Raw genomic sequence first — 18,524 nt, 5'->3', positions numbered from 1 at the left:
CGGCCTAAGTCATCTACAAAATATTTTACATGAAAAAGCTCATTATTATCCTTTTCTCTGTTAGCCTAATTGCTTGTGCGGGCCCTAAAGTACTAGATGTGTCTACTGCGCCAGAAGCTAATTTTAGTAACTATAAAACTTTTGCATTTTATGAAGTCACTGCTTTGGGGGATACCATTACCGAGGGTTTTAATGAGCGTATTGGATATTTAAAAAAAGCGATTACTACTGAAATGGAGCAACGTCAATTTACGCAGGTGAATAACAATGCAGACCTGTTAATTAATATTGGTATTGCTATTAAGCTAGAAGTACAAACTAGAGAAACCGATTGGCGAACAGATGGAATGATGAAGTATATGGGACAACGCAATTATAAATGGGAATCTAAAGAAATTGAAGTAGGCAGGTATAGAAGAGGAGCTATTACGCTGCATATAGTTGATGCTGCTAAAAATCATATGTTATGGACAGCTACCCTTCGGGGATCATTGCCTGACGATAGTACCAAAGTGGCTGCATTTGCCAACAAAAGTGTACAGGCATTATTCAGTAAATTTCCAGTGCAGTAAATTGTAGTATCGCATAAAGAATAATTTTTTTCGCAAGCTTATCGAACCGTACGCAGTTCTTCCCAACGCGAAGTGTAGCGCGGACTGCGTAGTTCTTGGCGCATTTTCCAATTGCGTTGAGTGCCTGCAGTAGCAAATTGAATCATATCGTTGCGCATGGCAAAATTAATATTGTCAATAGTGCTCATGAGTAACCTATTTTGTTGTGGAACTTTTTGTGCAAACAGATTTCCTTGTACCGATTCGTCTGGAACAATACTGCTTAAAATCACACCAGCTTTTTTATAGACGCATCCCTCTTCAAATAATTGATCTACCAGTTCCACTGCAGGTTTAATGAGTTCGTTGGTGGCAGCTGTTGCAAGGGGCAAATGAATGTATCCCCCTACGCTATTTCCATGCCTGAATTTTCCACCATTGTTTTCTTGCTTAGGTACCACAAAAACATAAATGACCGAAGCTGCACTTTGTTGCCTTCTCAATTTTTCTGCAGCCCTAGTAATATAAGTAGCAATGGCTTCTTTAATATGTTCTTTGTTGGTTACATTTTTACCAAACATGCGCGTAGTCGCAATCATTTTTTTATTGAGCAATGGGTCTTTCATTTCAATGCTCTTGATGCCGTTTAATTCTCTCAGCAATCGTTCTCCTACAACGCCTCCCATATTTTTTTGTACCCATGTTGCGGGCATGCTGCGCAAGTCTAAAGCCGTATTGATATTGTACTTGCGCAATTTTTCTGCATACTGCCTACCCACGCCCCAGATATCTTCAACAGCAGTTCGTTGCAATGCGTTGGCTATTTCTTCTGGTGTATCAAGTACCATGATGCAATTGGTGGCCACTTTGTTTTTCTTAGCCAATCTGTTGGCCACTTTACTCAATACTTTAGTGGGCGCCACACCAATGGATACTTTAATGCCGGTCCATTGCTCTACGGTATCTTTTAAGTGGAGCGAAAACGCCGCCAATTCTTCCCTCACAATATGATCGAGCGTGATAAAGCATTCATCCACCGAATACACTTCTACCGCACCAGGCGGCAAGAGTTGGCGCAGGGTTTCCATTACTCGCCAGCTAAGATCCCCATACAAATTGTAGTTGGAAGAAAAAGTATGAATGCCTTTTTGTTCAATCAATTGCTTGGCCTGAAAATAAGGAATACCCATGGCTACGCCCGCTTGCTTGGCTTCGTCGCTGCGCGATACAATGCAACCATCGTTGTTGCTCAACACCACTACCGGTGCGTCTTGTAAGGCAGGCAAAAAAAGTCTTTCACAAGAACAGTAAAAACTATTGCAATCAATTATTCCAATCATATTCTTTTAATAATGCGCATCTTCATGAATGACTACACTGCATGAATGGAATAAGTGACTACGCCCCACACTTGTGCACGTTCATCAAAGCCACTCAGTTGGATATCTGAAAATTTTTTATTCTCGGCTATCAATGTGAGTTGATTAAAAGTTTTATGCAGCCTTCTCACCAGTAATTCCCCGTCTAAAATGGCGATGATGATTTTTCCACTTACCGGTTTGATACTGCGGTCTACCACTAGGGTGTCTCCGCTAAAAATACCTGCACCTATCATGGCATCGCTGTTCATTCGAAAGAAAAAAGTGGCTGGTTTGTTGTGTACCAACTGTTCGTTTAAGTCGATGCCTCGCTCCATATAGTCGTCGGCAGCCGCCCCAAACCCCGTGGCATTGGCAGTGGGTACTTCCCATTGCGTATATTGCTTAGAACCCTTATAGGCGGCCCCGTACCCGATTTCCCCATCCATAAAATAAATTTTTACTTACTAAATTATTTAGTAAATTTATACTAAAATAATTATCAATTAAATTTTTGTTTATGCAGGCAGGATATGTTTTGAACAATGCTCAACAGACCCCTATTAGTAGTAACAGGGAGCAATATTTGCTAATGGCTTATCCTCGTTTTGCTGGCGCCAATAACTACAATACAAGCGTAACCAAGCCGCAAGAAGGCCAAGCAGATGCTGCAGTTCTTCCCATTGAAATAGCGGTATTTGAGGCCACCGAGCAAATGGAAGAAACCATTATCCGTTGGATGCATCGCATCATCAGTAATAAAGCGCCCTTTACCATACAAATTAAACAGCAGATAGACGATGCCACAGGCCAATTACAGCTGCGCATTGCAGATACTACGCCTTTTCAGCAACTGGCTACCCAATTAAACGTAGTGAGTCAATACATCAGCAGTTACCAATGCAAGGAAATTTATTTTAGTGTAAGGCCTTATTTGCGCAGTAACCAACCTTGTTTTGCAGCTTTATTTACCATTACCGAATTGGTATTGATGCGCAAGCGTTACGAGCAGGATGACTATCGCCAAGTAAATGTATTTGCTCTTAAACCTTGATTGATGCCCTTGCTTTGAAGACTTAGCTTTATTTTCGTTGAAACTAGTAAGATTTAATGGAATCAGTTATAGCAGCAATTGAAGCACTTTGTCAGCAAGTATTAAAGTTAACACCCGACCGAATAGAAAAGCTACCGCAGAGTGGAAGCGATCGAATTTATTTTAGGGTATATTCCGGTGAGCAAACCTATATTGCCACTTACAATATCAATACAAAAGAGACCGCCACATTTGTATATTTCAGTAAGCATTTCAAACAGGCCAATTTACCCGTTCCAGCTATTTTAGGTGTGAATGAAACCAATACGATTTATTTACAAGAAGACTTGGGTACCGATTCTTTGCTCAATAAGTTAGAAGCCCACGGGCATGGCGATTATTCTTATCAATTATTTCAGCAAAGCTTGGCGCAATTAGCTAGAGTACAAGTGTTGGGTCATAAAGGATTAGATTATAGTTGGTGTTTAACTGCAAAAGAATTTGGCAAACAAGCCATCATGAGTGACCTCTTGTATTTTAAATATTATTTTTTAGATACCCTGCAATTGCCTTATGATAAACAAGCAATGCTAGATGATTTTGATGCACTTAGTACTTATTTAACTAGAACGCAGAATAAGTTTTTCATGTTCCGTGATTTTCAGAGTAGGAATATTATTGTGCAAAATGATGAAGTCCATTTTATCGATTACCAAGGGGGTATGCAGGGCGCATTGCAGTATGATGTGGCTTCTTTACTATGGCAGGCAAAAGCAGAATTAAGTGAAGAATGGAAAGACAGTTTATTAGCGTACTATATGGATCAAGTTGACCCCTTATTAGAAGAGCCTGTAGACCGAATTACATTTGTAAGTCAATATAATGGATATGTGTTGATTCGCTTGTTGCAGGTGTTGGGTGCTTATGGATTTAGGGGCTTGTTTGAGCGGAAAGCCCATTTTTTAGCGAGCATACCATTGGCTTTACAGAATCTTAAATTTTTCATTGAGCATAAGCGCGTAGGTATTGTTACACCTGAATTTGACAGAGTATTAAAATTGGTTGTAGATCAAAATATGATCAACAAATTTGTTGCTCCACAAGCCAACGAAAACACTCCATTGACCATTGAAATAAATAGTTTTAGTTATAAGCGCGGTATACCAGTAGATGATACAGAAAATGGCGGAGGATTTATGTTTGATATGCGAGGTATTTTAAATCCAGGAAGATTTGATGAGTATAAAAAGTTAACAGGGAAAGATAAACCCGTACAAGATTTTTTAGAACAGCGAACTAAAATGGATAAATACTTAAACAGTGTTTGGGACTTAATTGATATAACTGTTGAAGAATATTTAAGTAGAGGTTTCGCCAATTTGATGATTAATTTTGGTTGTACAGGTGGGCAACATAGAAGCGTGTACGCAGCAGAGCAAACCGCCAGACACTTAAGAAATAAATACAAATTGAAAGTGAATTTAACACATACCAACAGCGCAAACTGGGTTAAATAAAGCATCGTATGAAAGCAATGATATTTGCAGCGGGATTAGGTAGCAGGCTGAAACCCTGGACAGACAGTCATCCTAAAGCATTGGCCATAGTAAATGGGAAGTCCTTATTAGAGCGAAATATATTGTACTTGCAGCAATATGGGATTAAAGAAGTAGTCGTAAATGTGCACCATTTCGCCAGTCAGATCATTGAAGCTATCGAAAAAAATAATGGATGGGGATCAACCGTTACTATTTCCGACGAAACCGATGAAGTATTAGAAACAGGAGGAGGCTTAAAAAAAGCAGCGCATTTTTTTAAAGGAGAAGAGCATGTGGTCATCATGAATGCAGATATTTTAACCAATATGCAACTAGACCAAATGATACAGCAGCACAAGCAAACAAATGCATTGGCAACATTGGCCGTATCCGAAAGAACCACTTCAAGGTATTTTTTATTTGGAGACGACAGTAAGTTAAAAGGCTGGAAGCACGAGGGAACAGGTGAGGTAAAGCCAGTGGGTCTTGATACCAAAGGGTTACACAGCAGGGCATTTAGTGGAATTCATGTTGTTCAACAGGCTTTATTTGCAAAAATTAAACAAGAAGGAAAATTCTCGATGGTAGATGTTTACCTCAACTTATGCCCTACCGAAAATATTTATTGCTTTGATCATACCGGGGCTTTATTATTAGATGTAGGAAAGCCCGAGAGTTTAAACAAAGCAGCTAGTTTATTTTTTTAATGAACAGTCCTTTCCATTTTGCGCTCATTGGATGTGGCAACATCGCTACAGAACATGCAACACAAATTACTCGTGTGGGCAAATTAGCAGCAGTAGTAGATATTGATTTGGCTAAAGCCAAAAAAATGGGAGATCATTATGGTGTTCCATTCTTTGAAAACACCAGCGCAATGTATGCAACAATCCATCCAATAGATATAGTAGTGATAGCCACGCCCAATGGGTTACATGCCGAACAAGCCATAGAAGCAATGAAAGCAGGTTGTCATGTATTGGTAGAGAAACCAATTGCACTTTTAACTACTGATATTGATAAGATGAAAGCAGTAGCAGAACGAACTGGAAAGCAAATTTTTTCAGTTATGCAGAATAGATTTAATCCACCAGTGAAACTGATTCATTCCTTATTGCAAAAACAAGTGTTGGGTAAAATTGAGCATGTTCAGGTAAATTGTTTTTGGCATAGACCGGTCAGCTATTATACCAATAGTTGGCATGGAACAATGGCATTGGATGGGGGTACTTTGTTTACTCAATTCAGCCACTTTATAGATTTGCTTTGTTGGTTCTTTGGGCCTGTGAAAATAGCAAAGGGTTCATTCAAAAACACTCGTCATAAAGACTTAATTGAATTTGAAGATGAAGGAAAGATTCAGTTGGAATTCGAGTCTGGAGTAAAAGCATGTATGGACTATTCGGTAAATGAACCTAATGCAAATAAAGAGGGTTCGCTCACTATTTTTTCTTCAAAAGGAATTGTTAAGGCAGGAGGAGCATACTTAAATACGTTTGAGTTTGAAATTGATGATTTAGCGCTTGCAGCCAATCTGAAAGACCAAATTGATATCATAAGTAAAGTTCAATATACGCCCAACGATTATGGTAACTACAAAGGAAGTATGCGCAATCATTGTCATGTATATAATAGTTTACAGAATACGTTAATGAATCAAGCGCCTTATTATACTACGGTGGACGAAGCAAAAAATACTATCAGCTTAATTAATCTTATTTATCAGGCACGATAATTGAATTAAATTGTATGTAAAAATCAATCCCATGTTACCTACTTTTAATTTAACCGAATCTTCAGTTAGAGATGTACATTTTGGTAAAAATGTAAGAGTTGTTGGCCCTGTGAATATTTATGGATGTCATATAGGTCATGATTCATTTATTGGTCCATTTACAGAAATCCAAAAAGAGGTTCATATTGGTGAACGATGTAAAATACAATCACATAGTTTTATTTGTAGTTTAGTAACCATTGGTAACGACTGTTTTATTGGACACGGAGTCATGTTTATCAATGATTTGTTTTCGGAAGGCCAACCCGCTGGCGACCAAAATAAATGGCAGCCAACACTTATCGGCAATCATGTTTCTATTGGCAGCAATGCAACGATTCTACCTGTTCAAATTTGCGATCAGGTGGTAATTGGTGCAGGGGCGGTAGTAACCAAAGACATAACTGTGCCGGGGGTGTATGCAGGAAACCCAGCTAGAAAAATTCGATAACGTAATTTTGAAAATCGTTTTGCAACTAACTATTCTACAGTTAAACCTTAATGTAGATTTTTTTCTTGTCTAATAGATAAACGATTAACCAATAAAAAGCGATCATACACAATGCATAAACCAAAGAACCTACTCTTGGGTCTTCGGCAATAGGTTTGCATAAATAAGTGTAAAACCAAGACAAGAAAGAAGTGTAATGTTTGGTACCATCGGCATCTGTAGATTCTACCCAGCGTAATAAACTGGCGAGTCTCGGTAAAAAACCACTCAGTACAAAAATGAATAAAGGATTTTTACCGAACACATCAAAAAATCTACTCCACGCTCCCTTAGCTCCTTTAAATTCAATAGCATAAATCATAACACCGATGGTTAAAATTGCCAAACCAGTCGTATAAATGGTATAACTGCTAGTCCATATTTTTTTGTTGATGGGGAAAACTAGGTCCCAACAATAGCCTGTAGCAGTTAAAACAATTCCTGCAACGAATAAGCCACTGAGCATATCTGTATTCTTGCCTTTCAATTGGATGTATTGACCGACTAAAAATCCAAAAATCACTTGTACAATTGCTGCAGGAGTGCTCATAAAGCCCTCTGGGTCAAAAGGAACACCTTCACCCTTGTATATATGATTCACCCCTAAAATATCAATATCAATTGGGTTTCCAAACCAACCTTGTAAGCTATATGGATCTCCTTCAGTACCTAAGGCGTAACATGCAAACCAATACAACAATAAAATGGACATCCCAATTATATAAGCTCCCTTTGTTTTGCCATAAAAAACAATTACAGAAGCAAAGAAATAGCAAAGGGCAATTCTTTGTAAAACACCTAGAATCCGCACATTTTCCCAAGATTTACCTACCAATTCCGCTCCATCCCATTTAACAAATGGACTCCAATGTAATAAGACCCCAATTCCAAAAATGAGTAAAGTGCGTTTAATTACTTTTTTCCAAAATTCTATAGGGCCAGCAGCTTCAAAACGGGGCATTACAAATGCCATAGCATTCCCTACAGCAAATAAAAAGAATGGAAATACTAAGTCTGTTGGGGTTACTCCATGCCAAGGAGCATGTTTTAAAGGGCCAAAAATATGGCTCCAACTTCCAGGATTGTTTACCAAAATCATCAGCGCTACTGTGGCCCCTCTGAAAACGTCTAAGGAATAGTATCTGTTTCCCATATTTAAGCAGTTGAAGCTAAGATAATTCAAATGCTTTAGTGAGCCAATTTATATAGATATGCATTTAAGGTTGCATATTTGCATCAATAGACTGTCATGAAAAAAGCATTAATCACAGGAATAACCGGACAAGACGGTGCATATTTAGCAGAATTGCTGCTAAAGAAAGGCTATGAAGTGCATGGAATCAAACGAAGAAGTTCTTTGTTTAATACACAAAGAATTGATCATTTTTATGAAGATCCGCATATACCAGACCGTCATTTGGTGTTGCACTATGGAGACCTTACCGATAGCACTAATTTAATTAGAATCATTCAGGAAGTGCAGCCAGACGAAATTTACAATTTGGCAGCAATGAGCCATGTGCAGGTGAGTTTTGAAACACCAGAATATACGGCCAATGCGGATGGAATAGGGGCACTCAGAATTTTAGAAGCGATTAGATTATTGGGCTTAACAAATAAGACCAAATTTTATCAAGCATCTACTTCTGAATTATATGGTTTGGTACAAGCTGTTCCTCAAAGTGAAACCACGCCTTTTTATCCAAGAAGTCCATATGCAGTGGCTAAATTATACGCCTATTGGATTACGGTAAATTACCGAGAAGCTTATGGTATGTACGCCTGCAATGGAATTTTATTTAATCATGAAAGTCCATTACGCGGTGAAACATTTGTAACCAGGAAAATTACCCGAGCAGTTGCCAGAATTTCGATGGGCCTACAAGAAACCCTTTATTTGGGAAACCTTGATGCACAAAGGGATTGGGGTCATGCAAAGGATTATGTAGAAGGGATGTGGTTGATGCTTCAGCAAGAAAAGCCAGAAGATTTTGTTTTAGCAACAGGTGTAACAACCTATATCCGAGATTTTGTAAGAATGGCATTTGCTGAAGTAGGGGTTGAATTAAGTTTTTCTGGTGAAGGAGTAAATGAAGTTGGGGTAATCAGTAATATTACTGGTGATCTTGCACAAGGGATGAAATTGGGCCAGGCTGTAGTTAAAGTAGACCCGCGTTATTATCGTCCTACAGAAGTAGACTTGCTAATAGGGGATGCAACCAAGGCAAAAACTAAATTAAATTGGGTTCCAACATATACTTTAGCCGAAATGGTAAAAGAAATGGTGGCAGCTGATATTATTGTATTTAAAAAAGAACAGTTGTTGCAAAACAATGGGTTCACTATTGAGAAAGAACATGAATAAAAGCGCAAGAGTATATGTAGCAGGCCATAGAGGGATGGTAGGCAGTGCTATAGTTAGACAATTACAAACAGCGGGATTCACTAATATTATTACTCGAACTTCTGCAGAGTTAGACTTGAGAAATCAACAAGCAGTAACTGAATTTTTTGCTACTGAAAAACCGGATTACGTGTTTTTAGCAGCAGCTAAAGTAGGTGGAATTGTAGCCAACAATACCTATCGAGCAGAGTTCATTTACGATAACTTAATGATGGAAAGTAATATTATTCATCAGAGTTATGTTAATGGAGTCAAAAAACTATTGTTCTTAGGCTCATCTTGTATTTATCCTAAGATGGCACCTCAGCCTTTAAAAGAAGAATATTTATTGAGTGGATATTTAGAGGAGACTAATCAGCCCTATGCCATTGCAAAAATTGCAGGCATAGAATTATGCGATAGTTATCGGGCTCAATATGGATGTAATTTTATCTCGGCAATGCCCACAAATTTATATGGCCCTAACGATAATTACGACTTAGAAAAAAGCCATGTGCTACCAGCTATGTTGCGTAAGTTCATTACTGCAAAAGCCAATAATGATCCATCTGTTGTTATATGGGGTACAGGTACCCCCAAAAGAGAGTTTTTGCATGTAGACGATTTGGCAGAAGCTTGTATGTACTTGATGGAGCATTACAATGAAAAAGGATTGGTGAATATTGGAACTGGAATCGATGTTACGATTCTAGAATTAGCTCAGATGGTTAAAGCGGTTACAGGCTATGCTGGCGAAATCGTATTAGACTCATCCAAACCAGATGGTACTCCTCGCAAATTAATGGACGTGAGTAAAATCAATCAATTTGGTTGGAAAGCCAGGATAGATTTACATTCAGGTATTTCAATGGTGTACGAATTGGTTAAAAATGCACCATGGAATAAATAATTATTACCTTTATATAATTAAGAAATAGATTATGTCTAAAAACATTGTTATCACTGGAGGGGCAGGATTTATTGGCTCTCATGTAGTGAGATTATTTGTAAATAAATATCCTGAATACCAAATCATCAATTTAGATGCCCTTACTTATGCGGGTAATTTAGAAAATTTAAGAGATATAGAGAACAAGCCAAATTATCGTTTTGCCAAAGTAAATATTTTGGATGTAAAAGCGGTGGAGGAATTGTTTGATCAGTATCAGGTAACTGACGTAATTCATTTGGCTGCAGAATCGCATGTGGATCGTTCTATTGTTTCTCCATTAGATTTCGTATATACCAATGTAATAGGTACGGTTAATTTACTAAACACCGCTAAGCAAAAATGGGCTGCTGATTTAGATAATCATCGTTTCTATCATGTTTCTACAGATGAAGTATATGGAAGCTTAGGTGCAGAGGGATTGTTTACAGAAGAAACAGCATATGATCCACGTTCTCCTTACTCTGCAAGTAAAGCATCATCCGATCATTTTGTTAGAGCATACCATGAAACCTACCATTTGCAAACAGTGATATCGAACTGCTCAAATAACTATGGGCCATTTCATTTTCCAGAGAAACTGATCCCTCTATTCATTAATAACATTATACAAGGCAAGCCATTGCCTGTTTATGGAGATGGATTGTACACCCGAGATTGGTTGTATGTAAAAGACCATGCAATTGCTATTGACATGGTATTTCATAGTGGGGTGACTGGCGAAACCTATAATATTGGCGGCTTTAACGAGTGGAAAAATATTGATTTGGTTAAATTGTTATGTAACCAAATGGATGAAAAATTGGGTAAGCCAGCAGGTACTAGTGAGCAATTAATCACATACATTAAGGACAGACCAGGCCACGATAGAAGATATGCTATTGATGCGTCAAAAATCAATCGGGAGTTAGGTTGGAAGCCAAGTGTAACTTTCCAAGAAGGGTTAAGTGAAACCATTGATTGGTTTTTAGCCAATACAGAATGGCTGAATAATGTCACCAGCGGTAACTATCAACATTATTATGAATCTATGTACAGCAATAAGTAATTATGCAAATTGAATATACCCCCATCGAAGGCTGTTTTATTATACACGACACATTTTTTGGTGATAGTCGCGGTTATTTTTTTGAAAGCTTTAACCGGAATACTTTTTTAGAAAAAACTGGTGTAGCAGTTGATTTTGTTCAAGACAATCAATCTCATTCATCAAGAGGTGTTTTGCGTGGGTTGCATTTTCAGCATGGGGAGTTTGCACAAGCAAAATTAGTTCGGGTATTGAGTGGAGCTGTGCTGGATGTAGCAGTAGATCTCCGCAAAGATTCTAAGACTTTTGGACAACATGTTGCGGTTGAATTAACGGGAGAAAGCAGAACACAATTTTTTGTACCACGTGGATTTGCACATGGTTTTGTAGTATTGAGCGAGCAGGCTACTTTTTTTTATAAGTGCGATAATTATTATCATAAAGCATCTGAAGGTGGAATTGCTTACAATGATCCAGATTTGGCAATCGATTGGAAACTACCTGAGCTAGAAGTACTGCTTTCCGATAAAGATAAAGCACTTCCTCATTTACGTGATTGTGTAAATACATTACAATTTTAATAAAATTTCCAATATATGAAAGGCATTATTTTAGCAGGAGGATCTGGAACAAGGTTATATCCAATTACAAAGGGCATCAGTAAACAATTGATGCCAGTGTATGATAAGCCAATGATTTATTATCCGCTCTCTGTATTAATGTTAGCTGGAATAAGAGAAATTTTATTCATTACTACGCCTCAGGATTCCGATCAATTTAAACGATTATTGGGAGATGGGTCCGAAATTGGATGTCGTTTTTCATACGAAGTACAACATGAACCCAACGGTTTAGCTCAAGCATTTGTAATTGGGGAACATTTTATCGGTAATGATAAAGTCTGTTTGATTTTAGGTGACAATATATTTTATGGTGCTGGCTTTAGTAAGTTGGTACAAAGTTTTAATGATGTGGAAGGTGCTGCAGTTTTTGCTTACGAAGTAAATGATCCTGAGCGGTATGGGGTGGTTGAATTTAATGCACAAAAGCAAGCCATTTCTATAGAGGAAAAACCAAAGGAACCCAAGTCGAATTATGCGGTTCCAGGATTGTACTTTTATGATAATAGTGTAGTAGAAATTGCGAAAAATATTGCACCTTCTCCAAGAGGTGAATACGAAATTACGGATGTTAACAGGGTTTATTTGGAAAAAGGGACTTTACAGGTAGGTATCATGAATAGAGGTACAGCTTGGTTAGATACGGGTACTTTCGATTCATTTGCAGATGCTTGTGAATTTGTGAGAGTAATTGAGAAGCGTCAAAGTCAGAAAGTGGGTTGCATAGAGGAAGTTGCCTATCGAATGGGCTTTATTGATAGAACACAATTGATGCTTTTGGGAGAAAAATATGCTAAAAGTGGCTATGGGGAGTATTTAAAACGTTTAAAGCCTTTGTAAATCTTTTAAACAAAACTAGTTTATTAGCGTTACTATGGTATGAATGCCTTTACAATCAAAGATTTAGAAAACCTATCGGGTATTAAAGCGCATACCATCCGTATATGGGAACAGCGGTATTCGTTCCTTAATCCGCAGCGCACTGAAACTAATATTCGATATTACACAGGAGATGAATTAAAGACTGTACTCAATATTGCATTATTGAACAAATACGGCTTTAAAATTTCTCATATTGACAAGATGAGTTCTGCAGAAATGCGGGAAAAGACCCTATCTCTTAATCAGTCTCAAGCTCAGATTGAGCGGATGGTGAATGAGTTGATTAGCTGTATGGTCGATATGAAAATTGAAGAGTTTGAGTCACTCTTAGACGGCTATATCAAAAGCAAGGGGATTGAGAAGATCATCCCCCAAATCATATTCCCTTTTCTAGAGCGGATAGGAATTTTATGGATTACTAACCATATCAATCCCGCACAAGAGCATTTGGTGACTAATATTATACGCCAAAAGCTAATTATGGGAATTGAAACCTGTCATGCTCCAATTAATTTTAAAAAAACTGTTTTGGTATTTCTACCAGAAGGCGAGCATCATGAATTAGGGGTACTTTTTACCTATTATTTGTTTAAGAGTAAGGGCATCAAAGTGATATATTTAGGATCGAATGTGCCTTTGAAAGATGTAGAATATGTAGCTACTCTAAAGAAACCAGACTTTTTATATTCTCATTTAACTTCTGTAGCGAATAACTTCAATTTCGAGAAATTCCTAGTAAACATACAAAACAGAATTCCTGAATTTAAAGTGATTGTTTCTGGAGCATTGACGCAGAATTATAAAAAACGAATACCTAGTAATGTATCATTTAAGAAGTCCCTTTTAGAAGTTATGGAATATATGAATACCTTATAACATATAATTGTAATGTTTAAACATCAATCAATCAACCCGCTATCAGCGGGTTTTTTGTTTCACATTTCTTTAGTAAAAATTAAACAAAAATATCCGATGAATCCAAATATTATGTTTAGCTTTATACTCTAATAAATTAAACAATACGCCATGTCTACGCTAGATTTCAATCAAATGCTGGTTAATAATGCGGATTTTTTGAAACCATTCGCTGTTACTTTGACACGTGACCAAGAAGCGGCCAAAGACCTTTATCAGGAAACTTTGTTTAGGGCATTGGCTAATAAAGACAAGTATAATGTTGGTACAAATATAAAAGCATGGTTATACACCATCATGCGTAATATCTTTATCAATAATTATAGAAGGAAGTCTAAGCAAGCAACCATATTTGATAATACGCCCAATGAATTCTTATTAGATTTCAATCAGGGTGCAGTTGCCAACGAAGCCATTGCTGGCATCAATATGAAAGAGGTTAAGCAGGCCATACATAATCTTCCAGAGATTTTTAGAAATCCATTTCTATTATATTTTGATGGATACAAATACCATGAAATTGCTGAAATGTTGGATGAACCTTTGGGGACAATTAAAAGCAGAATTCACTTTGCAAGAAAACTACTGAAAGCACATATACAGCGTTTCTAAGAAATTTCATTAACTTACGTTTCAAGTGAAGAATAAGCAAGCGATCATTATCGGAAGTGGTTTCGCGGGCATGTCCGCGGCTTCCTTTCTGGCCAGATCGGGCTGGAATGTTACTGTACTAGAACAACATGATTTACCCGGCGGCAGGGCTAGAAAATACTCAAAAGAAGGATTTACTTTTGATATGGGGCCAAGTTGGTATTGGATGCCTGATGTTTTTGAACGTTATTTTAATCAATTTGGCAAAAAAGTTAGTGACTATTATCAACTAACTCGCCTAGATCCTTCCTATCGAGTTTATTGGCCTGACGATGTAACAGATATACCAGCCAATTACCAAGACTTAAAAGCTTTATTCGAAAAATTAGAGCCAGGGGCTGGAAAGCAACTGGACTTGTTTATGAAAGAAGCAGCTTACAAGTATGAAGTAGGTGTCAATAAATTGGTCTTTAAGCCTGGGCAATCACTAACTGAGTTTTTAGATATTGATTTGATAAAAGGCGTCTTTAAATTGGATGTATTCAATTCAATGAAAGCGCATGTAGGTAAGTATTTTAAAAATTCAAAACTGGTAGAATTAATGGAATTCCCTGTTTTGTTTTTAGGTGCATTACCCGAACATACGCCTGCACTGTATAGTTTAATGAATTATGCAGATATAAAAGGGGGTACCTGGTATCCTAATAAAGGTATGTATGAGATTGTACAAGGCATGTATGACTTAGCAGTCTCATTAGGAGTTAATTTCAGGTTTAATCATAGTGTTAATCAAATAAATGTAGAAAAAGGAATTGCGAAATCAGTTTCGTGCATGGCCAATACACCAGCTGGAAAAGTAATGATAGAGCTTGAAGCGGATGTGGTGGTTGGAGGAGCAGATTATCATCATGTTGAAACCAGTTTGCTGCAACCTCAATACCAAACTTATTCAGCTTCTTATTGGGATAAAAGAGTAATGGCTCCAAGCTGTTTATTGTATTATATTGGGCTGAACAAGCGTTTAACCGGAGTTCCTCACCATTCTTTATTCTTTGATACTGATTTTGGTTTGCACGGAAAAGAAATTTATTCAACAAAAGAATGGCCTACGGATCCTTTATTTTATATGTGTGTTCCATCTGTTACCGACCCTACTGTAGCACCTGAAGGATGTGAAAATATATTCTTATTAATACCAGTTGCAACAGGTTTAACAGGCGATACTGAGGAATTAAGAGAAAAATATTTTAAATTGATTGTTAAACGAATAGAAAAACAGCTTGGACAATCGATTGAAGACGCAATTATTTACAAAAGGACTTTTGCGCAAAGTGATTTTATTAGTGAATACAACGCTTTTAAAGGAAATGCATATGGCTTAGCGAACACTTTGCTACAAACTGCTGTTTTAAAACCGTCTTGCAGAAGTAAAAAAGTTAAAAACCTATTCTTTACAGGACAACTAACCGTTCCAGGGCCAGGAGTTCCTCCAAGCTTGATTAGCGGTGAAGTAGTGGCTAAAGAAATTTCGAAATTATATGATTAAACTGTTTCACCAAGTAAGCCAAGAATGTAGCAGAATTACTACTGAGCTCTATAGCACTAGTTTTTCTTCTTCTATTCGTCTCTTGCACAAAGACCTTAGAACGCCTGTATTCAATATTTACGGTTTTGTAAGGTTTGCAGACGAAATAGTAGATACATTTCATGACTTTGATAAAGAAACATTACTGACCGAATTTAAAGCAGCAACTTATAAAGCTATTGATCAGAAAATTTCTTTGAATCCCATTTTGAATAGCTTTCAATTAACGGTTAATGAATTTAAAATAGACCGTCAGTTAATTGATGCTTTTTTGCATAGTATGGAAATGGACTTGGGCAAAAAGCAATATGATAAATCAGGATATGAAGAATATATATATGGAAGTGCAGAAGTAGTTGGTTTAATGTGTTTATATGTTTTTTGCAATGGGGATCGTAGCAGTTACGAAAAACTAAAACCATATGCTTGTAGCTTAGGGGCTGCATTTCAAAAAGTAAACTTTTTAAGAGATTTAAAAGCTGATTTTGAAGGGCTTGATCGAATGTATTTTCCAGGATGCGACTTCAGTAATTTTACTCAAGAAGACAAAATAAAAATAGAAGAAGATATTCAAAAAGATTTTGATCATGCTTATGAAGGGATACTTCAGTTGCCGTTAAAAGCCCGCTTTGGCGTTTATGTTGCGTATAAATATTATTTGAGTTTGTTTAAAAAAATCAAAAAACTTCAACCACAAAAAATTCTTGACACTAGAGTAAGAATACCAGACCATGGTAAGATGTTTATATTGGCAAAAGCAGGTATTAGAAGTCAATTAAATCTGCTCTAAAAAGATGTTAGAACAAGTAATTTTGGTAGATGAGGCCGATCAGCAAATAGGCATCATGGAAAAAATAGAAGCGCATGAAAAAGCGGTATTACACCGTGCTTTCAGCGTTTTTATTTTTAATGAAGCTGGAGAAATGTTATTGCAGCAAAGGGCAAGTAACAAATATCATAGTCCCAATTTGTGGACCAATACTTGTTGCAGTCACCCAAAACCAGGGGAACTTACCCTTCATGCGGCAAATCGAAGGCTTCAAGAAGAAATGGGTTTTGATACGCCCCTAGTAAAAGCCTTCGATTTTGTTTATAAAGCCCCATTCGATAATGGTTTAACCGAATATGAGTTTGACCATGTTTTTGTAGGGAATTTCGATGGAAGTATTCAACCTAATCCTTTAGAGGTGAAAGACTATGCTTTCCGTACATTTGAAAACATAGACCATCTAATTGCAACAGACCCTGCTGAATTCACCAGTTGGTTTTTAATCGCTTTTCCTAAAGTTAAAGCATGGTGGTTTCATCAAAATAAATAAAGGACATGAGTACTAATACCCCCACTAAAAATGCAATTGTAATTGGTGCAGGAATTGCTGGTATAGCAGCAGCTATTCGTTTGCAAGTGATGGGATATGCAGTTACTGTTTTCGAAAAAAATGAATATCCAGGAGGGAAGTTGAGTCATTTTGAGTTAGGTGGGTTTCAATTTGATGCAGGTCCAAGTTTGTTTACTCGACCGCAATTAATAGAAGAGCTATTTGCCTTTGCAGGGGAGCCGATTGAAGCTTATTTTAATTATGAAAGAGTGCCTATTGCTTGTAATTATTTTTATGAAGATGGCACAGTAATTAGCGCATATGCGGATCATGAAAAATTTGCAGCTGAGCTTCATGAAAAAACGGAAGAGCCTATCGAAAACTTGCATCGCTATTTAAACAAATCAGCGGACGCTTACAATCATATTGCTGGAATATTTCTACAATATTCTTTGCATAAAATTCAAACTATTTTCAAAGCCCCCATTTTTAAAGCAATTCAAACAGTCAAGTGGCCTTATCTATTTAGCTCGCTAAATAATTATAATCAACGTTCCTTTAAATCGGCAAAGTTGGTTCAATTGTTTAATAGATACGCTACTTACAATGGAAGTAATCCTTATAAGGCACCCGCTATGCTTTCTTTGATTCCACATTTGGAACACAATGAAGGAACTTTTTATCCGAAAGGAGGAATGATTAGCATAACGAATGCACTGTATCAATTAGCGCTAAAAAAAGGAGTGAAATTTAATTTTGGGAATGGAGTAGATAAAATTATTCGTACTCAGGGAGAAGTAAAAGGAGTGGTAGTAAATAATGAAAATTATTTTGCAAACCTAGTAGTAAGTAATATGGATGTTTATTTTACTTACCAACAACTATTAGGTGATTCAGTAAAAGCAGCTAAAGTTTTAAAACAAGAAAGAAGCAGCAGTGCTTTTATTTTCTATTGGGGTATTAATAAAAGCTTCCCCCAATTAGATTTGCACAATATTTTTTTTAGCAATGACTACGAAAAGGAATTTGAATCTTTATTTAAAACTAAACAACCATTTGCAGATCCAACAGTCTATATAAATATCACCAGTAAACGAGAGCCGTCCATTCAAGCTCCTATGGGTAAAGAAAATTGGTTTGTGATGGTGAATGCGCCAGCCAATAAAGGACAAGATTGGGCTTCTATAAAAGATTTTTATAAGAATGCCATTTTGAAGAAATTAAGTAAATTATTGGGTGAAGATATTGCGCCACTCATTGAGGTTGAAGAAATACTATCGCCAGTTAGCATAGAATCCAAAACAGCTTCTTACATGGGTTCTTTATATGGAACCAGTTCAAATAGTAAAACAGCAGCATTTATGCGACACCCTAATTTCAGTAATACCACAAAAGGGTTGTATTTTGTAGGGGGGAGCGTTCATCCAGGTGGTGGTATCCCACTTTGTTTATCAAGCGCAGCCATCATGGCCAATTTGGTAAATGAACAACAAAATTTAAAGCAGTAGC

The 18,524-nt window shown here is 37.0% G+C and carries 20 protein-coding genes; 17 read left to right on the top strand and 3 right to left on the bottom strand.

Annotation, left to right across the window (positions count from 1 at the left end):
* Positions 1-29: 29 nt before the first annotated feature.
* Positions 30-572 carry a DUF4136 domain-containing protein gene (locus tag ACTIEI_RS01690; protein WP_439504543.1) on the top strand — a complete coding sequence of 181 codons (543 nt, stop codon included), beginning with the start codon at positions 30-32 and terminating at the stop codon, positions 570-572.
* Between the two features lie 38 nt (positions 573-610).
* Here the strand turns inward: ACTIEI_RS01690 and ACTIEI_RS01685 are convergent, their stop codons facing one another.
* On the bottom strand, positions 611-1,891 hold the full coding sequence (locus tag ACTIEI_RS01685) for a Y-family DNA polymerase (RefSeq protein WP_439504542.1): 1,281 nt from the start codon (positions 1,889-1,891) through the stop codon (positions 611-613).
* A gap of 32 nt (positions 1,892-1,923) precedes the next feature.
* Positions 1,924-2,358, bottom strand: coding sequence for a LexA family protein (locus tag ACTIEI_RS01680; RefSeq protein WP_439504541.1), 435 nt, complete (start codon positions 2,356-2,358; stop codon positions 1,924-1,926).
* A gap of 71 nt (positions 2,359-2,429) precedes the next feature.
* Here ACTIEI_RS01680 and ACTIEI_RS01675 point away from each other — a divergent pair, with 71 nt between their 5' ends.
* From ACTIEI_RS01675 to ACTIEI_RS01655, 5 genes are read left to right on the top strand one after another with little or no spacing between them, the layout of a single operon-like run.
* On the top strand, positions 2,430-2,963 hold the full coding sequence (locus tag ACTIEI_RS01675; protein WP_439504540.1) for a hypothetical protein: 534 nt from the start codon (positions 2,430-2,432) through the stop codon (positions 2,961-2,963).
* A 56-nt stretch (positions 2,964-3,019) separates the two neighbouring features.
* Complete coding sequence (locus tag ACTIEI_RS01670) at positions 3,020-4,459, top strand: RapZ C-terminal domain-containing protein (protein WP_439504539.1); 1,440 nt, start codon at positions 3,020-3,022, stop codon at positions 4,457-4,459.
* 8 nt (positions 4,460-4,467) lie between these two features.
* Entirely contained in the window at positions 4,468-5,187 is a 720-nt protein-coding gene (locus tag ACTIEI_RS01665) for a nucleotidyltransferase family protein (RefSeq protein WP_439504538.1), read from the top strand.
* A complete protein-coding gene (locus tag ACTIEI_RS01660) occupies positions 5,187-6,215 on the top strand; it encodes a Gfo/Idh/MocA family protein (protein ID WP_439504537.1) in 1,029 nt (342 codons plus the stop codon). The genes ACTIEI_RS01665 and ACTIEI_RS01660 overlap by 1 nt, the downstream gene beginning before the upstream one ends.
* 31 nt (positions 6,216-6,246) lie before the next feature.
* The gene (locus ACTIEI_RS01655) at positions 6,247-6,705 is read left to right on the top strand and encodes an acyltransferase (protein ID WP_439504536.1); all 459 of its coding nucleotides are present in this window, start codon (positions 6,247-6,249) and stop codon (positions 6,703-6,705) included.
* A 40-nt stretch (positions 6,706-6,745) separates the two neighbouring features.
* On the opposite strand, the gene ACTIEI_RS01650 is transcribed toward ACTIEI_RS01655, so the two are convergent.
* Positions 6,746-7,897: an acyltransferase family protein gene (locus ACTIEI_RS01650; protein WP_439504535.1), complete on the bottom strand. Its 1,152-nt coding sequence runs from the start codon at positions 7,895-7,897 to the stop codon at positions 6,746-6,748.
* A gap of 96 nt (positions 7,898-7,993) precedes the next feature.
* On the opposite strand from ACTIEI_RS01650, the gene gmd reads away from it, so the two are divergent.
* The 11 genes from gmd (at position 7,994) to crtD (ending at position 18,523) form a co-directional block, all read left to right on the top strand.
* Positions 7,994-9,109, top strand: coding sequence for a GDP-mannose 4,6-dehydratase (gmd, locus tag ACTIEI_RS01645; protein ID WP_439504534.1), 1,116 nt, complete (start codon positions 7,994-7,996; stop codon positions 9,107-9,109).
* Complete coding sequence (locus ACTIEI_RS01640) at positions 9,102-10,037, top strand: GDP-L-fucose synthase family protein (protein ID WP_439504533.1); 936 nt, start codon at positions 9,102-9,104, stop codon at positions 10,035-10,037. Before gmd ends, ACTIEI_RS01640 begins: the two co-directional genes overlap by 8 nt.
* Before the next feature lie 31 nt (positions 10,038-10,068).
* Positions 10,069-11,124, top strand: a complete 1,056-nt coding sequence (rfbB, locus tag ACTIEI_RS01635; RefSeq protein ID WP_439504532.1) for a dTDP-glucose 4,6-dehydratase — start codon at positions 10,069-10,071, stop codon at positions 11,122-11,124.
* A gap of 2 nt (positions 11,125-11,126) precedes the next feature.
* Positions 11,127-11,684, top strand: coding sequence for a dTDP-4-dehydrorhamnose 3,5-epimerase (rfbC, locus tag ACTIEI_RS01630; RefSeq protein ID WP_439504531.1), 558 nt, complete (start codon positions 11,127-11,129; stop codon positions 11,682-11,684).
* Between the two features lie 15 nt (positions 11,685-11,699).
* Positions 11,700-12,563: a glucose-1-phosphate thymidylyltransferase RfbA gene (gene rfbA / locus ACTIEI_RS01625; RefSeq protein WP_439504530.1), complete on the top strand. Its 864-nt coding sequence runs from the start codon at positions 11,700-11,702 to the stop codon at positions 12,561-12,563.
* A 39-nt stretch (positions 12,564-12,602) separates the two neighbouring features.
* Positions 12,603-13,481 (top strand): MerR family transcriptional regulator, encoded by an 879-nt coding sequence (locus ACTIEI_RS01620; RefSeq protein WP_439504529.1) that lies wholly within the window; start codon positions 12,603-12,605, stop codon positions 13,479-13,481.
* Between the two features lie 150 nt (positions 13,482-13,631).
* Positions 13,632-14,132 carry an RNA polymerase sigma factor gene (locus tag ACTIEI_RS01615; RefSeq protein WP_439504528.1) on the top strand — a complete coding sequence of 167 codons (501 nt, stop codon included), beginning with the start codon at positions 13,632-13,634 and terminating at the stop codon, positions 14,130-14,132.
* A 25-nt stretch (positions 14,133-14,157) separates the two neighbouring features.
* Positions 14,158-15,657, top strand: coding sequence for a phytoene desaturase family protein (locus tag ACTIEI_RS01610; protein ID WP_439504527.1), 1,500 nt, complete (start codon positions 14,158-14,160; stop codon positions 15,655-15,657).
* The gene (locus ACTIEI_RS01605) at positions 15,650-16,486 is read left to right on the top strand and encodes a phytoene/squalene synthase family protein (protein ID WP_439504526.1); all 837 of its coding nucleotides are present in this window, start codon (positions 15,650-15,652) and stop codon (positions 16,484-16,486) included. The genes ACTIEI_RS01610 and ACTIEI_RS01605 overlap by 8 nt, the downstream gene beginning before the upstream one ends.
* A 4-nt stretch (positions 16,487-16,490) precedes the next feature.
* Positions 16,491-17,015: an isopentenyl-diphosphate Delta-isomerase gene (gene idi / locus ACTIEI_RS01600; protein ID WP_439504525.1), complete on the top strand. Its 525-nt coding sequence runs from the start codon at positions 16,491-16,493 to the stop codon at positions 17,013-17,015.
* A gap of 5 nt (positions 17,016-17,020) precedes the next feature.
* On the top strand, positions 17,021-18,523 hold the full coding sequence (crtD, locus tag ACTIEI_RS01595; protein ID WP_439504524.1) for a 1-hydroxycarotenoid 3,4-desaturase CrtD: 1,503 nt from the start codon (positions 17,021-17,023) through the stop codon (positions 18,521-18,523).
* Position 18,524 lies beyond the last annotated feature (1 nt).

Origin of the sequence: Sediminibacterium sp. (assembly GCF_051860225.1) — a bacterium.
Taxonomy (GTDB): domain Bacteria; phylum Bacteroidota; class Bacteroidia; order Chitinophagales; family Chitinophagaceae; genus Sediminibacterium.
The sequence above is the reverse complement of the archived record's forward strand: the minus strand, read 5'-3'. Positions and strand labels throughout refer to the sequence as shown.

What these genes read in the sequence shown, in the direction of transcription:
- ACTIEI_RS01680 (WP_439504541.1), bottom strand. Translation starts at nt 2,358, where the DNA reads ATGGATGGGGAAATCGGGTACGGGGCCGCCTATAAGGGTTCTAAGCAA.
- crtD (WP_439504524.1), top strand. Translation starts at nt 17,021, where the DNA reads ATGAGTACTAATACCCCCACTAAAAATGCAATTGTAATTGGTGCAGGA.
- ACTIEI_RS01665 (WP_439504538.1), top strand. Translation starts at nt 4,468, where the DNA reads ATGAAAGCAATGATATTTGCAGCGGGATTAGGTAGCAGGCTGAAACCC.
- ACTIEI_RS01660 (WP_439504537.1), top strand. Translation starts at nt 5,187, where the DNA reads ATGAACAGTCCTTTCCATTTTGCGCTCATTGGATGTGGCAACATCGCT.
- rfbA (WP_439504530.1), top strand. Translation starts at nt 11,700, where the DNA reads ATGAAAGGCATTATTTTAGCAGGAGGATCTGGAACAAGGTTATATCCA.
- ACTIEI_RS01685 (WP_439504542.1), bottom strand. Translation starts at nt 1,891, where the DNA reads ATGATTGGAATAATTGATTGCAATAGTTTTTACTGTTCTTGTGAAAGA.
- ACTIEI_RS01620 (WP_439504529.1), top strand. Translation starts at nt 12,603, where the DNA reads ATGAATGCCTTTACAATCAAAGATTTAGAAAACCTATCGGGTATTAAA.
- rfbC (WP_439504531.1), top strand. Translation starts at nt 11,127, where the DNA reads ATGCAAATTGAATATACCCCCATCGAAGGCTGTTTTATTATACACGAC.
- ACTIEI_RS01670 (WP_439504539.1), top strand. Translation starts at nt 3,020, where the DNA reads ATGGAATCAGTTATAGCAGCAATTGAAGCACTTTGTCAGCAAGTATTA.
- idi (WP_439504525.1), top strand. Translation starts at nt 16,491, where the DNA reads ATGTTAGAACAAGTAATTTTGGTAGATGAGGCCGATCAGCAAATAGGC.
- ACTIEI_RS01690 (WP_439504543.1), top strand. Translation starts at nt 30, where the DNA reads ATGAAAAAGCTCATTATTATCCTTTTCTCTGTTAGCCTAATTGCTTGT.
- ACTIEI_RS01650 (WP_439504535.1), bottom strand. Translation starts at nt 7,897, where the DNA reads ATGGGAAACAGATACTATTCCTTAGACGTTTTCAGAGGGGCCACAGTA.
- ACTIEI_RS01655 (WP_439504536.1), top strand. Translation starts at nt 6,247, where the DNA reads ATGTTACCTACTTTTAATTTAACCGAATCTTCAGTTAGAGATGTACAT.
- gmd (WP_439504534.1), top strand. Translation starts at nt 7,994, where the DNA reads ATGAAAAAAGCATTAATCACAGGAATAACCGGACAAGACGGTGCATAT.
- ACTIEI_RS01675 (WP_439504540.1), top strand. Translation starts at nt 2,430, where the DNA reads ATGCAGGCAGGATATGTTTTGAACAATGCTCAACAGACCCCTATTAGT.
- rfbB (WP_439504532.1), top strand. Translation starts at nt 10,069, where the DNA reads ATGTCTAAAAACATTGTTATCACTGGAGGGGCAGGATTTATTGGCTCT.
- ACTIEI_RS01605 (WP_439504526.1), top strand. Translation starts at nt 15,650, where the DNA reads ATGATTAAACTGTTTCACCAAGTAAGCCAAGAATGTAGCAGAATTACT.
- ACTIEI_RS01640 (WP_439504533.1), top strand. Translation starts at nt 9,102, where the DNA reads ATGAATAAAAGCGCAAGAGTATATGTAGCAGGCCATAGAGGGATGGTA.
- ACTIEI_RS01615 (WP_439504528.1), top strand. Translation starts at nt 13,632, where the DNA reads ATGTCTACGCTAGATTTCAATCAAATGCTGGTTAATAATGCGGATTTT.